The 12,226-nt window shown below is 65.2% G+C and carries 15 protein-coding genes; 9 read left to right on the top strand and 6 right to left on the bottom strand.

Translation table 11 applies throughout. From position 1 onward, the window contains the following. Nucleotides 1-32 precede the first annotated feature (32 nt). Entirely contained in the window at nt 33-1,040 is a 1,008-nt protein-coding gene (locus QOU61_RS17385; protein WP_289661576.1) for a COX15/CtaA family protein, read from the top strand. Here the strand turns inward: QOU61_RS17385 and QOU61_RS17390 are convergent, their stop codons facing one another. The 4 genes from QOU61_RS17390 to QOU61_RS17405 form a co-directional block, all read right to left on the bottom strand. Then, nucleotides 1,041-1,355 carry a hypothetical protein gene (locus tag QOU61_RS17390; RefSeq protein WP_289660868.1) on the bottom strand — a complete coding sequence of 105 codons (315 nt, stop codon included), beginning with the start codon at nt 1,353-1,355 and terminating at the stop codon, nt 1,041-1,043. It lies immediately after the preceding gene. Between the two features lie 171 nt (nt 1,356-1,526). Further along, nucleotides 1,527-2,807: an O-acetylhomoserine aminocarboxypropyltransferase gene (locus QOU61_RS17395; protein WP_289660870.1), complete on the bottom strand. Its 1,281-nt coding sequence runs from the start codon at nt 2,805-2,807 to the stop codon at nt 1,527-1,529. A 223-nt stretch (nt 2,808-3,030) separates the two neighbouring features. Continuing rightward, nucleotides 3,031-3,615, bottom strand: a complete 585-nt coding sequence (locus QOU61_RS17400) for a CoA-binding protein (RefSeq protein WP_289660872.1) — start codon at nt 3,613-3,615, stop codon at nt 3,031-3,033. 114 nt (nt 3,616-3,729) lie between these two features. Then, nucleotides 3,730-4,554 carry an enoyl-CoA hydratase gene (locus QOU61_RS17405; protein WP_289660874.1) on the bottom strand — a complete coding sequence of 275 codons (825 nt, stop codon included), beginning with the start codon at nt 4,552-4,554 and terminating at the stop codon, nt 3,730-3,732. A 70-nt stretch (nt 4,555-4,624) separates the two neighbouring features. On the opposite strand from QOU61_RS17405, the gene QOU61_RS17410 reads away from it, so the two are divergent. The 7 genes from QOU61_RS17410 to QOU61_RS17440 all read left to right on the top strand — a co-directional run bounded on the left by QOU61_RS17410 (nt 4,625) and on the right by QOU61_RS17440 (nt 8,529). Beyond that, nucleotides 4,625-5,053 carry a PaaI family thioesterase gene (locus QOU61_RS17410; protein ID WP_289660875.1) on the top strand — a complete coding sequence of 143 codons (429 nt, stop codon included), beginning with the start codon at nt 4,625-4,627 and terminating at the stop codon, nt 5,051-5,053. Between the two features lie 159 nt (nt 5,054-5,212). Beyond that, nucleotides 5,213-5,677: a 50S ribosomal protein L13 gene (gene rplM / locus QOU61_RS17415; protein WP_289660878.1), complete on the top strand. Its 465-nt coding sequence runs from the start codon at nt 5,213-5,215 to the stop codon at nt 5,675-5,677. 1 nt (nt 5,678) lies between these two features. Continuing rightward, nucleotides 5,679-6,155: a 30S ribosomal protein S9 gene (gene rpsI / locus QOU61_RS17420; protein ID WP_289660880.1), complete on the top strand. Its 477-nt coding sequence runs from the start codon at nt 5,679-5,681 to the stop codon at nt 6,153-6,155. A gap of 234 nt (nt 6,156-6,389) precedes the next feature. Beyond that, complete coding sequence (locus QOU61_RS17425; RefSeq protein ID WP_289660882.1) at nt 6,390-7,607, top strand: GGDEF domain-containing protein; 1,218 nt, start codon at nt 6,390-6,392, stop codon at nt 7,605-7,607. Between the two features lie 44 nt (nt 7,608-7,651). Further along, the gene (locus QOU61_RS17430) at nt 7,652-7,885 is read left to right on the top strand and encodes a hypothetical protein (protein ID WP_289660884.1); all 234 of its coding nucleotides are present in this window, start codon (nt 7,652-7,654) and stop codon (nt 7,883-7,885) included. A gap of 73 nt (nt 7,886-7,958) precedes the next feature. Then, nucleotides 7,959-8,159 carry a GDCCVxC domain-containing (seleno)protein gene (locus QOU61_RS17435; RefSeq protein ID WP_289660886.1) on the top strand — a complete coding sequence of 67 codons (201 nt, stop codon included), beginning with the start codon at nt 7,959-7,961 and terminating at the stop codon, nt 8,157-8,159. Between the two features lie 67 nt (nt 8,160-8,226). After that, the gene (locus tag QOU61_RS17440) at nt 8,227-8,529 is read left to right on the top strand and encodes an antibiotic biosynthesis monooxygenase family protein (protein ID WP_289660888.1); all 303 of its coding nucleotides are present in this window, start codon (nt 8,227-8,229) and stop codon (nt 8,527-8,529) included. Nucleotides 8,530-8,539: 10 nt separating this feature from the next. Here QOU61_RS17440 and QOU61_RS17445 read toward each other — a convergent pair whose 3' ends face one another. Next, nucleotides 8,540-9,673, bottom strand: coding sequence for an AI-2E family transporter (locus QOU61_RS17445; RefSeq protein WP_289660890.1), 1,134 nt, complete (start codon nt 9,671-9,673; stop codon nt 8,540-8,542). 231 nt (nt 9,674-9,904) lie between these two features. On the opposite strand from QOU61_RS17445, the gene QOU61_RS17450 reads away from it, so the two are divergent. After that, nucleotides 9,905-10,675: a gamma-glutamyl-gamma-aminobutyrate hydrolase family protein gene (locus QOU61_RS17450; RefSeq protein ID WP_289660891.1), complete on the top strand. Its 771-nt coding sequence runs from the start codon at nt 9,905-9,907 to the stop codon at nt 10,673-10,675. Between the two features lie 85 nt (nt 10,676-10,760). Here QOU61_RS17450 and glnA read toward each other — a convergent pair whose 3' ends face one another. Next, entirely contained in the window at nt 10,761-12,170 is a 1,410-nt protein-coding gene (glnA, locus tag QOU61_RS17455; protein WP_289660892.1) for a type I glutamate--ammonia ligase, read from the bottom strand. Nucleotides 12,171-12,226: the final 56 nt, after the last annotated feature.

The raw sequence follows: 12,226 nt of genomic DNA on the forward strand, positions 1-12,226 counted from the left end.
GGCTGTTTTCGGTCGCCGCGCTGATCGCGATCATGGTGCTGGTCGGCGGCGCGACGCGCCTGACCGAATCCGGGCTGTCGATCGTCGAGTGGAAGCCGGTCACCGGCGCGCTGCCGCCGCTGAACGAGGCGCAGTGGACGCAGGCCTTCGAGGCGTACAAGACCATCCCGCAATATCAGAAGCTCAACGCCGGGATGACGCTTGCCGAATTCAAGACGATCTTCTGGTGGGAATGGAGCCATCGGCTGCTCGGCCGGGCGATCGGCGCCGTCTACCTGCTGCCGTTCCTGTACTTCCTGTGGCGCGGCGGAATGAGCGGGGAACTGAAGCGTCGGCTGTGGCTGATCTTCGGGCTTGGCGCGCTGCAGGGCGCGGTGGGCTGGTGGATGGTCGCCTCCGGCCTCTCGGAGCGCGTCGAGGTTTCGCAATACCGGCTTGCCACCCATCTCGTGCTGGCGCTGTTGATCTTCGCCGGTATCGTATGGACCTTGCGCCGGCTTGCCGGGCGGCCCGCGATCGTGGCGGCCACACGGTTCAGGATCACCAGTGCCGCGCTGGTCGTGCTGACCTTCGTGCAGCTTTACCTGGGCGCGCTGGTCGCGGGCCTGCGCGCCGGCCTCGTGTTCAACACCTGGCCCGCGATCGACGGCGCCCTGATCCCGTCCGCCGCGCGGCTATGGTTCGAGACGCCATGGTGGCGCAACCTGTTCGATAACACGCTGACAGTGCAGTTCCAGCACCGCATGACCGCCTACGCGCTGTTCGCGCTTGCGGCCTTGCATGTGATCGACGTCGTGCGCTCGCGCGCGCCGGCGGCAGCAGTCAACGGCGCGCTGGCGCTATGGGCCGCGGTGACGCTGCAGGCCACGCTCGGCATTCTGACGCTGCTCTACCAGGTGCCGATCGGGCTCGCGCTGGCGCATCAGGCGGTCGCGATCGTGGTCCTGACGCTGGCGGTGCTGCAGGCGGAACGATTGGCGTTGCGCCCGTCACCGCGGGCTTTCGCAATTCCCGCTGCCTCCAGCCGCCTGGCTAGCTAGCTAGCAGTAGCCGGTCACGCCGCAGGCGTAGGGCTCGCGGATGAAATAGGGCTCATAGCCGTTGCCGTATTCGCCGCCGTAATAGGCGCCCTGATAGTAGTAGTCGAACGGCCGCCCGTAGTAGCCCGGCAGGGTGTAGGACCCCGGCAGCAGCGGCGTCGTCCAGACAAAGGATGAGATCAGCGGCTCCGCCTCGACTTGGGCAGGCGGAGGAGCTACGCGCGCGGCGCGCCCGGGATAGGGAGCCAGGTCTGCGCCGAGCGCGGAATTGGCGGCGGCGATCATGAAAAGCATCAGCGTCGTGGCGCGCAGCATCGCTTGAATCCGATCCGCAAGGATTTCTTTTCGGCGACTCGACCATGTCGATGGTCGACCCGACAGCCGCCATCCTTCCGGACCATGGTAAATGGATGGTTAAGGTGCAGCACAGGGCTGCACCTTCCGGTCGATTTCTCGCGATTGATGTCGCCGCGCCCCGGCGTGTTGCTACGCGCTCAAGGCCTGCTCGAGATCGGCGATCAGGTCTTCCTTGTCCTCGATGCCGACCGAGAGCCGCACCACGTCGGGGGCCGCGCCCGACTTGACCTTGGCGGCATCGTCGAGCTGGCTGTGGGTGGTCGAGGCCGGATGGATCACCAGCGAGCGGGTGTCGCCGACATTGGCCAAATGCGAGAACAGCTTCAGGTTCGACACCAGGCTGACGCCGGCGTCATAGCCGCCCTTCAGGCTGAAGGTGAACACGGCGCCCGCACCCTTCGGCGCATATTTGCGCGCAAGGTTGTTGTACTTGTCGCCGGGAAGCCCGGCATAGCTCACCGAGGCGACCGCGCGATGGCCAGAGAGGAATTCTGCGACCGCCTTGGCATTCTCGCAGTGCTTCTGCATGCGCAGCGGCAGCGTCTCGATGCCGGTCAGGATCAGGAACGCGTTGAAGGGCGACAGCGCGGGCCCGAGGTCGCGCAGCCCCAGCACGCGGCAGGCAATCGCGAAGGCGAAGTTGCCGAACGTCTCCTGCAGCTTGATGCCGTGATATTCCGGGCGCGGCTCGCTCAGCATCGGATATTTGTTGCCCTTCGACCAGTCGAAGGTGCCGGCATCGACGATGATGCCGCCGATCGAGTTGCCGTGGCCGGCGAGGAATTTCGTCAGCGAGTGCACGACGATGTCGGCGCCGTGGTCGATCGGCCGGATCAAATACGGCGTCGCCAGCGTGTTGTCCACGATCAGCGGCACGGCGGCCTTGCGTGCGACCGCCGAGATCGCCTCGATGTCGGTGATGCTGCCGCCGGGGTTGGCGATCGACTCGATGAAGATCGCCTTGGTGTGGGGCGTGACCGCGCGCTCGAAGCTGCCGACATCGTCGGGGTCGGCCCACACCACGTTCCAGCCAAAGCTTTTGAAGGCGTGGGTGAACTGGTTGATCGATCCGCCGTAAAGCTTGCGCGCGGCGATGAATTCATCGCCCGGCTTCAGGAGCTGTTGCAGCGCTACGACCTGCGCGGCGTGGCCTGACGCGACCGCTAGCGCCGCCGTGCCGCCCTCGAGCGCCGCGACGCGCTCTTCCAGCACCGCATTGGTGGGATTGCCGATGCGGGTATAGATGTTGCCGAACGCCTGCAGCCCGAACAGCGAGGCGGCATGATCGGCGTCGTTGAACACGAATGACGTGGTCTGATAGATCGGCGTCGCCCGCGCGCCCGTGGTGGGGTCAGGCTGCGCGCCGGCGTGGACGGCGAGGGTGGAAAATCCGGGAGGACGATCGGTCATTCTGCTTCCTTTTGCGCAAGCGTCACCCCGGGGCGTGCGCCGGGTGACCGCGGACGAGGCGGATCGGGTGTTATAGGCGAGGCGCGGGGACGTCGCCTCCTTCCAAGGGAGGACAATTGCGGCAGCCGCGTGAGCCGTCAAGGCGGTGCGGCCGGTCAGGGCTGCTTTGAAACGGCGGTACTCTGTCGCGCCCGTTCGGCAGCAGGATCGTTTTGCGCGGGCGTCAGGAATCCTCGTTCCTGTTTTTGGCGGCGCGGTCGGATGCCGCGGTATCGCCGCCGCCGACACTGGTGCGATTCAAGGACAGCCGCATGCCCTGCGTCGGCACCGGGGCCCGCTTCGAACTCAGCGTGCGCGAGTTGACGCCCATCCAGGAAATCTCCGACGACAGCCGTCCATATTCGATCTTCGGGCAGCGGTTCATCACCACCTTGATGCCGACGGCCTCCGCCTTCGCTGCCGCCTCGTCGTCGCGCGCGCCAAGCTGCATCCAGATCACCTTCGGCAGCGGCGAGAGCCTCAGCGCCTCCTCGACGACCGGCATGATGTGGGCGGAATTCCTGAAAATGTCGATCATGTCGACCGGCCGGCCGATCTCGGCGAGCGAAGCGACGAACGGCTTGCCGAGCAGCTCCTTGCCGACATGGCCGGGATTGACCGGGATCATGTCGTATCCGCGCTGCGCCAGATATTTGAACGCGAAGTAGCTCGGCCGCACATTGACCGGCGAGGCGCCGACCATGGCGATCGACTTCACGCTGTTGAGGATGCCGCGGATGTAGTTGTCGGGATAGGCGTCGTGATTCATTCTTGTTCCTCGAGCCTCATCCTGGGCAGCGGCGTCAGCCGCGTCTCGAAGGATGAAGGCCAGTCCGGAGCCTCACGGTCCGAGACGCGCTTCGCGCGCTCCTCACCGTGAGCATTACCGGTCCTGCCATTTCGGCTCGCGCTTCTCGATGAAGGCGGCGATGCCTTCCTCGGCGTCGCGCGCCAGCATGTTTTCCGTCATCACTTCTGCCGCATAGCGATAGGCGCCGGCAAGGCTCATCTCGGCCTGGCGGTAGAAGGCCTCCTTGCCGAGCTTGACGGTATAGGCCGATTTCAGCGCCACCTTCTGCGCGAGCTCGATGGCGGCCTGACGTTCCTGGCCCGCTGCAACGACGTGGTTGACGAGGCCGATCTCGCGCGCGCGGGCGGCAGGAACCAGTTCGCCCGTGAGCAGCATCTCCATCGCCTGCTTGCGCGGCACGTTGCGCGACAGCGCCACCATCGGCGTCGAGCAGAACAGGCCGATGTCGACGCCGGGCGTGGCGAAGGCTGCGGCCTCGGAGGCGACCGCCAGATCGCAGCTTGCGACCAGCTGGCAGCCGGCGGCGGTTGCAACCCCCTGGACGGAGGCGACCACCGGCTTCGGCAGATGCACGATCGCCTGCATCATCGCGCTGCAGGCTTTCATGATCTGCGCAAAATAGGCGCGGCCGCGATCGGCGTCGCTGCGGCGCGCCGTCAGCTCCTTCAGGTCATGGCCAGCGGAGAAGGCCGGCCCGTTCGCCGCGATGACGACGGCGCGCACCGCCTTGTCGGCGGCGATCTCGTGCAGCGCCACATGCAGGTCGCCGATCATCGCCTCCGAAAGGCTGTTGCGCGCTTCGGGGCGGTTCAGCGTGAGAACCGCGACGCTGCCGATCGTTTCGCGCAGGAGGATCGGCGGTTGCTGCGTCGTGGCGCGGGCGGCTTGGGTGGACATCGGAAATTCCATTTGGGTGATGGTCGTAATCTAAGGTAACAGGCGCAAACAGGCGAGGGCAGGGAAGACGATGAGCACTGCGAAAATGAACGTAGCGGAACTGGAGCAGTTCCTCCGCCGGGAGTTTCCCCAGGCGTTCAGCGGCGACGACATCACCATCGACAGCGCCGACGGCGCGACCTGCCTGCTGCGCCAGCGCTACAGCGAGCGGATGCTGCGTCCTGGCGGCACGATTTCAGGGCCGACGCTGATGGCGCTGGCGGATTTCGCGATGTATGTGGTCTTGCTGTCGGCGATCGGCCCGGTCGGGCTCGCGGTCACGACCAACCTCAACATCAATTTCCTGCGCAAGGGCGAGCCGGGCCGCGATGTGCTGGCGGCGGCGCGGCTGTTGAAGCTCGGCAAGCGCCTCGCGGTTGGTGAGGTCAGCCTGCTCTCGGGCAGCGCACCCGATCCGATCGCCCACGTCACGGCGACCTACTCCATTCCAAATAAATAAAGTTTTTGCAGGTAATATTGCACCTTAATTTCAAGCCATTGATTTTTATGAGTTATTTTTGTCGACCGGCCATTGACGTGCGCCGGCGCGTTATCTAGAAAACCGCGCAGTTCGGCGCGCCTTCGCGCGTTCGGTTTCTCCTGTCACGGATTCCGTAAGATGAAAACGTTTTCGGCAAAGCCTGCCGAGGTGACGAAGAAATGGGTGTTGATCGACGCCAAAGGTCTGGTGGTCGGCCGGCTTGCCACTTTCGTTGCCATGCGGCTGCGCGGCAAGCACCTCCCCACCTATACGCCCCATGTCGATTGCGGCGACAACGTCATTATCATCAACGCCGCGCACGCGGTGCTGACCGGCCGCAAGCGCGACCAGAAGGTCTATTACAAGCACACCGGCTATGTCGGCCACGTCAAGGAGCGCACCGCCAGGGAGATCCTGGAAGGCCGCTTCCCGGAGCGTGTGGTCGAGAAGGCGATTGAGCGCATGATCCCGCGCGGTCCGCTCGGCCGTGTCCAGCTCGGCAATTTGCGCGTCTATGGCGGCGCCGAGCATCCGCACGAGGCGCAGAGCCCGGAAAAGATCGACGTCGCCAAGATGAACCGCAAGAACACGAGGGCCGCATAATATGGCCGAGACCATTCAATCGCTCGATCAGTTGTCGCAGCTGAAGCCGGCTGCTCCTGATGCGCCGAAATACGTCAAGAAGGTCGACAAGCAGGGCCGCGCCTATGCCACCGGCAAGCGCAAGGACGCGGTCGCCCGCGTCTGGATCAAGCCCGGCGCCGGCAAGGTCGTCGTCAATTCCCGCGAGGTCGAGGTCTATTTCGCGCGGCCCGTGCTGCGGATGATGATCCAGCAGCCGCTGGTCGCAGCCGCCCGCGCCGGCCAGTACGACGTGATCTGCACGGTCGCCGGCGGCGGCCTGTCCGGCCAGGCCGGCGCCGTCCGTCACGGCCTCTCCAAGGCGCTGACCAATTTCGAGCCGGAACTGCGCGGCGTGCTGAAGAAGGGCGGTTTTCTCACCCGCGACTCCCGCACCGTCGAGCGCAAGAAGTACGGCCGGGCGAAAGCGCGCAAGTCGTTCCAGTATTCGAAGCGCTAATTGCTTCGCTAAAAATTGCCGCGAATGCGGCTTTGCGAAAAGCGGAAAGGGCGCCGGCAAGGCGCCCTTTTTTCGTTGCCGCGTTAATTTCCAATTGACGCAGTTTTTCCTGAAAACTTGTCCGTGAACGCAAACGGATTTCGAACGCGCCGTCCCTAGACTTTTGGGCAAGGGGGCACAATCCAGCCTGATACGGCGCGTCTTGCGCCCCTCCGTTCATATTTCGGGATGACCATGTCGCTCGACAGTCACACGCTTTATCTGATCGCCACGATGGTCGCGGCCATGCTTGGCGCAATGCTGCTGTTTTTCGGCGGCCAGGAGAACAATCCGGCGTTGAAATGGTGGGGAACCGCCTATCTGCTCGGGGCTGCCTCGGTCGCGCTCTGGACGCTGGCGGGTCATCTCCTCAACGACATGCTTTCGCTCGCGATCGGCGCCGTCGGCTTCATCGCCTGCGGCATGATCTGGAACGCGGCGCGGGTGTTCCATGGCCGCAAGCCGAACCTGCCGGGACTGGTGCTCGGCGCCATCGCCTGGATCGGCGCCGCGACGCTGCTCGATCCGGCGGCCGCCGCGCTGCGCGTCACGATCGGTGCCGCCATCGTCGCCCTCTACGCGGTGCTGACCGCGATGGAATTGTGGTCGGAGCGGCGGCGGACGCTGAAGCGGCGCTGGCCCGCGATTGTCGTGCCGGTGCTGCATGGATTCGTGCTGATGCTGCCGATCCTGATCGGCGACTTCCTGCTTGCGCCGGGCGAGAAATTCGCCGGCAGCCTCTGGGCCACGGTGTTCTCGATCGAGCTCGTGCTCTACGCGATCGGCACGGTGTTCGTGATCTTCATGCTGGTCTCGGAACGCACGGTGACCGCGCACAAGAACGCGGCCTCGATGGACCCCCTGACCCAGATGCTCAACCGCCGTGGCTTTGCGGAAGCCTGCGGCCGCGTCATCGAACGCGAGGCCACCGCTGGTCGCCCGGTCACCGTCATGATCTTCGACATCGACCATTTCAAGTCGATCAACGACCGCTTCGGCCATCCCGCGGGCGATGAAATCCTGAAGCTGTTCTCCGCCGTCATCGTCAACAATTTGCGGATCAGCGATCTTTCGGGCCGCATCGGCGGCGAGGAGTTCGCGGCGCTGCTGCCCTGCTCGCTGGAAGAGGGCGTGATCGTGGCCGAGCGCGTGCGCGAGGCGTTCGAGGCCTCCGGCATCGTCTGCGAGGACGGTGCGGTCGACACCACGGTCTCGATCGGCGTGGCCGGCGGGCCCGCCGGCACCGAGCTCGAAGTGCTGCTCGCCGCCGCCGACACCGCGCTCTACCAGGCCAAGCGCGGCGGCCGCAACCGCGTCGAGGCCGCCGAGGAGCTGCCGTTGTCGCTGGAGAAATGGCGGCGCACGACGGCGGGGCTGCCGGCGCACGCGCGCGCCCGGCCGGTGGTGGCCTGACCGGGCGTAACCGCGCGTTTACCATCACTCTCTATCCTCGTTGCATGGACTCATCGCGCAATCGACGTGCCCGGCTTGCCCTGATGTCGCTGGAAGCGGCGGCGGCCACGGCGCGCGGCGGCTTTGCCTGCATGTTCTCGACGGCGGACGAGTATGAGAGTGCGCTGATCTCGGAGCGGCGGGCGCAAGGTCGCTATCGCCAGTCCGGCCCCTGGCCGACCGTGATGTTCATCGGCTGCTCGCTGATGGTCGCGGGTGCGGCGCTGCTGCTCGGCTGAGATACCGCCGCAGCGCGGTTAAGTGCCGTCCGTGTGATTGGCATCTGGCTGCCCGCCGTGGCACCAACCGCTAATGCAGCTTCAGTCGACGCTTACCTGTCCGCATTGCGCCCACCAGGCCACCGAGACGATGCCTGTCGACGCCTGCCAGTTCTTCTACGACTGCAAGGGGTGCGGCGAACGGCTGAAGCCCAAGCCAGGCGATTGCTGCGTTTTCTGCTCCTATGGCTCGGTGCCATGCCCGCCGATGCAGGCGGGGAATTGCTGCTCATGAAGTTCCACTCTTTCCAGGCCCGCGCGGCGTCGTTAGAAACGCAAGTTCCCGACGAGAGGCTCCATCCATGATCACCGAAATCGCCCAGATCGACATCAAGCCCGGCAGCGAGAAGGATTTTGAGGCGGCGGTGGCCAAGGCACGTGCCGCCTTCGGCCGCTCCAAGGGCTTTCACGGCTTCGAGCTGCATCGCTCGATCGAGAAGCCGCAGCGCTATCGCCTGATGGTCAAGTGGCAGACGCTGGAGAACCACACTGTCGACTTCCGCGGCTCGGAGAACTTTGCCGAATGGCGGGGCCTTGTCGGCCAGTATTTTGCCTCGCCGCCCGAGGTCGAGCACACCAGCACGGTGCTGACCTCGGCAGTCTGAGCGCTCGCCGTCAGGCCACCGCGGCCTCGCGCGGCGGGGCGTCGGCCTTGAAATAGTCGATCATCACCTTGGCGATCGCCATCAGCGGCAGCGCGAGCGCGAGCCCCCAGATGCCGAACACCACGCCGAGCAGGATCTGGAACGCAAACAGCGTGGCCGGCGGGATGTCGAGCGCCTGGCGCTGGATGATGGGGGTCAGCACGTAGCTCTCCAGCGCATGCACCCCGAGGAACAGGACGAACGCGCTGAGCGTGGCGATCCATCCCGATGCAAGGCTCGCCAGCACCACGATCAGCCCGGCCAGAATCGCGCCAACCGTCGGGATGAAGGCGAGCAGGCCGGCCTGGATTCCCAGGATGAACGAGCCCGGAATGCCGATGATGGCGAGGCCAATCCAGGTCACCAGGAACACGGCGCACATGGTGAGGATCTGCGCGATCAGCCAGCGCTCCAGTGTCTCGCCGATGCGGTCGACGATGACGGTGGCGCGGGCGCGGTGCTTGGCCGGCGCCATGAACAACAGCCCGTTGCGGTAGACCGACGGCTGGGCGGCGAAGGCAAGCCCCAGGAACAGCACGATGAAGAAGTTGCCGACCGCGCTGACCGTGCCCAGCAGCAGTTTCAGGGTCTGGCTGACAATCGCGCCGCCGCTGGACGCGATGGCGCCGGCGCCCGGAAAGTTATGCGTAGACGGAGTGGCCGGCGTCGCGGAAGCGGGCGATGAGCCCGCAGCGGCCTCACCCTGGTTGCCGAGATCGAAGTAACTGGTATCGATCCCGTTCTTCTCCAGGAAGGCTTTCACGTTCACGAGCTGCGACTTGATCGTGTTGCTCAGCGCCGCCGCCTGCTGTGCGATGGTGGTGCCGCCGAGAAAGACGATGCCGGACAGCATGCCGGCAAGCACCAGGCAGACGATGGTCAGCCGCAGCGCATGCGGCAGTTTGACCACGCGGCCGAGCAGGTGGGTCATCGCGGTCAGGGCGACGCCGAGCAGCATGCCGGCAAAGATCAGAAACAGCGTCGCCGCGAACGACCAGGCAAACCACAGCAGGCCTGCGAACAGCACGATGCCGATACCGCCGACCGTGATCGCCCAGGCGAGGTCATTGCGGGCGGAGAGGCGCTCTTCGCTCAGGCCGGTCACGGTGATTCCTTCTTGCACGACGTCCGCCGGCAGTGTTTCGTCAAAAGCCGTCGGGATCAAGCCCGCGCCGGGGCGCAGGGCTGCTGTGTGCGCCGCCCGCGATTCGGACAGCTGCCCAGGTGGTCCGAACCGGCATTCTTGCAGGGCTGTGGAGCAGACGACGGATGTTGATCGGGACGCGCCCGCCGGGCATGATCGCGGCTCCATTCGCGGCAGGAGGCAGAAACGGCGATGAGGAGGCCGGTGGTCGGCGTGATCGGAAACACCCATCGCGTCGAAAATCGATTTCAGGTGCAGATGGTCGGTGAGCGGAATCTCCGCGCGCTCGCCGACGTCGCCGGCGCCCTGCCGCTGATGTTTGCCGGCCTGCCCGAAATCACCGATGTCGGCGCGCTGCTGGACACGGTCGACGGCATCGTGCTGACCGGCGCGCGGGCCAACGTGCATCCGACGCGGTTCAACACCGAGCCCGACGCCAAGCACGAGCCTTACGACATCCACCGCGACGAGGTCGCGCTTGCGCTTTCCCAGGCCTGCGTCGCGCGCGGCGTGCCGCTGTTCGGCATCTGTCGCGGCCTGCAGGAGATGAACGTCGCCTTCGGCGGCTCGCTGCATCCGGAGATCCGCGAGCTGCCCGGCCGCATGAACCACCGCATGCCGCGGCTGGAGAGCGGCGAGATCCATCCCGATCCCAAGGTGATCTTTGCCGACCGGCACGAAGTGACGCTGACGCCGGGCGGCGCGTTCGCGACCCTCCTGGGTTGCGAGATCATCCGGGTGAATTCGCTGCACGGGCAGGGCATCCTCGAGCCCGGCAAGCGCGTCGTCATCGAAGGGGTGGCGGAAGACGGTACGATCGAGGCGATCCGGATTGCGGAGGCGCCCGGCTTTGCGCTCGGGGTGCAGTGGCACGCCGAGTACGACCCGCAGAAGAACCCGATCAACCGCAAGCTGTTCGAGGCTTTCGGCGAGGCGCTCGCGAAGCATCGGCGCGCGGCCTGAGCGGCCGCAGCCGCGAGGTTCTTGCAACCAGCCTGCAAAGCAAAAGGCGCCCCGGACGGGGCGCCTTTCTCATTTCGCGTGCTGCTTACAGCGAATAGTACATGTCGAATTCGACCGGATGCGGCGTCATTTCGAAGCGCTCGACCTCGGTCAACTTCAGCTCGATGTAGCTGTCGATGAAGTCGTCGTCGAACACGCCGCCGGCCTTGAGGAACGCGCGGTCCTTGTCGAGGCTTTCCAGCGCCTCGCGCAGGCTGCCGCACACGGTGGGGATCGCCTTCAGCTCTTCCTTCGGCAGGTCGTAGAGGTCCTTGTCCATCGCCGGGCCCGGATCGAGCTTGTTCTTCACGCCGTCGAGGCCCGCCATCAGCATCGCGGCGAAGCCGAGATAGGGATTGGCCATCGGGTCGGGGAAACGCACCTCGACGCGCTTGGCCTTCGGGTTGGCCGTGTACGGGATGCGGCACGAGGCCGAGCGGTTGCGCGCGGAGTAGGCGAGCAGCACCGGCGCCTCATAGCCCGGGACCAGACGCTTGTACGAGTTGGTCGACGGATTGGTGAAGGCGTTGATCGCCTTGGCGTGCTTGATGATGCCGGCGATATAGGAGAGGCAGATCTCCGACAGGTCGGAATACTTGTTGCCGGCGAACACCGGCTTGCCTTCCTTCCAGATCGACTGGTGGCAGTGCATGCCCGAGCCGTTGTCGCCGTAGACCGGCTTCGGCATGAAGGTGGCGGTCTTGCCGTAGATGTGCGCGACCTGGTGGATGCAGTATTTGTAGATCTGCATCTGGTCGGCCATCAGCGTCATCGTGTCGAACTTCATGCCGAGCTCGTGCTGGGCCGAGGCCACCTCGTGGTGGTGCTTCTCGACCTTGACGCCCATCTTGGCCATGGCGCCGAGCATCTCCGAGCGCATGTCCTGCACGGAGTCCTGCGGCGGCACCGGGAAGTAGCCGCCCTTGGTGCGGATGCGGTGGCCGAGGTTGCCGCCCTCATATTCGGTGTCGGAATTGGTCGGCAGCTCCGAGGAATCGAGCCGGAAGCCGGTGTTGTAGGGGGTCGCGGAAAAGCGCACGTCGTCGAACACGAAGAATTCCGCCTCGGGTCCGAAGAACACGGTGTCGCCGATGCCCATCGACTTCACCATCGCCTCGGCCTTCTTGGCCATGCCGCGCGGATCGCGGTTATAGGGCTCGCCGGTGGTCGGCTCGAGCACGTCGCAGATGATGACCATGGTGGTCTCGGCGAAGAACGGATCGATCGTCGCGGTGACCGGATCGGGCATCAGGCACATGTCGGATTCGTTGATCGCCTTCCAGCCGGCGATCGACGAGCCGTCGAACATCTGGCCTTCAGCAAAGGTGTCCTCTTCGATCATGCTGACGTCGAAGGTCACGTGCTGCCACTTGCCGCGCGGATCGGTGAAACGCAGGTCGACGTATTTGACGTCGTTGTCCTTGATCGCTTTGAGGACGTCTTTGGCGGTCTTCATGAATACCCCTTATTTCTCCGGGTCGGTTTCCAAGTGAGGGCGTTAGATTCCGCGAA

Origin of the sequence: Bradyrhizobium sp. NP1 (genome assembly GCF_030378205.1) — a bacterium.
Lineage (GTDB): Bacteria > Pseudomonadota > Alphaproteobacteria > Rhizobiales > Xanthobacteraceae > Bradyrhizobium.

What these genes read in the sequence shown, in the direction of transcription:
- QOU61_RS17385 (WP_289661576.1), top strand. Translation starts at nt 33, where the DNA reads ATGGTGCTGGTCGGCGGCGCGACGCGCCTGACCGAATCCGGGCTGTCG.
- QOU61_RS17390 (WP_289660868.1), bottom strand. Translation starts at nt 1,355, where the DNA reads ATGCTGCGCGCCACGACGCTGATGCTTTTCATGATCGCCGCCGCCAAT.
- QOU61_RS17395 (WP_289660870.1), bottom strand. Translation starts at nt 2,807, where the DNA reads ATGACCGATCGTCCTCCCGGATTTTCCACCCTCGCCGTCCACGCCGGC.
- QOU61_RS17400 (WP_289660872.1), bottom strand. Translation starts at nt 3,615, where the DNA reads ATGAATCACGACGCCTATCCCGACAACTACATCCGCGGCATCCTCAAC.
- QOU61_RS17405 (WP_289660874.1), bottom strand. Translation starts at nt 4,554, where the DNA reads ATGTCCACCCAAGCCGCCCGCGCCACGACGCAGCAACCGCCGATCCTC.
- QOU61_RS17410 (WP_289660875.1), top strand. Translation starts at nt 4,625, where the DNA reads ATGAGCACTGCGAAAATGAACGTAGCGGAACTGGAGCAGTTCCTCCGC.
- rplM (WP_289660878.1), top strand. Translation starts at nt 5,213, where the DNA reads ATGAAAACGTTTTCGGCAAAGCCTGCCGAGGTGACGAAGAAATGGGTG.
- rpsI (WP_289660880.1), top strand. Translation starts at nt 5,679, where the DNA reads ATGGCCGAGACCATTCAATCGCTCGATCAGTTGTCGCAGCTGAAGCCG.
- QOU61_RS17425 (WP_289660882.1), top strand. Translation starts at nt 6,390, where the DNA reads ATGTCGCTCGACAGTCACACGCTTTATCTGATCGCCACGATGGTCGCG.
- QOU61_RS17430 (WP_289660884.1), top strand. Translation starts at nt 7,652, where the DNA reads ATGGACTCATCGCGCAATCGACGTGCCCGGCTTGCCCTGATGTCGCTG.
- QOU61_RS17435 (WP_289660886.1), top strand. Translation starts at nt 7,959, where the DNA reads ATGCAGCTTCAGTCGACGCTTACCTGTCCGCATTGCGCCCACCAGGCC.
- QOU61_RS17440 (WP_289660888.1), top strand. Translation starts at nt 8,227, where the DNA reads ATGATCACCGAAATCGCCCAGATCGACATCAAGCCCGGCAGCGAGAAG.
- QOU61_RS17450 (WP_289660891.1), top strand. Translation starts at nt 9,905, where the DNA reads ATGAGGAGGCCGGTGGTCGGCGTGATCGGAAACACCCATCGCGTCGAA.
- glnA (WP_289660892.1), bottom strand. Translation starts at nt 12,170, where the DNA reads ATGAAGACCGCCAAAGACGTCCTCAAAGCGATCAAGGACAACGACGTC.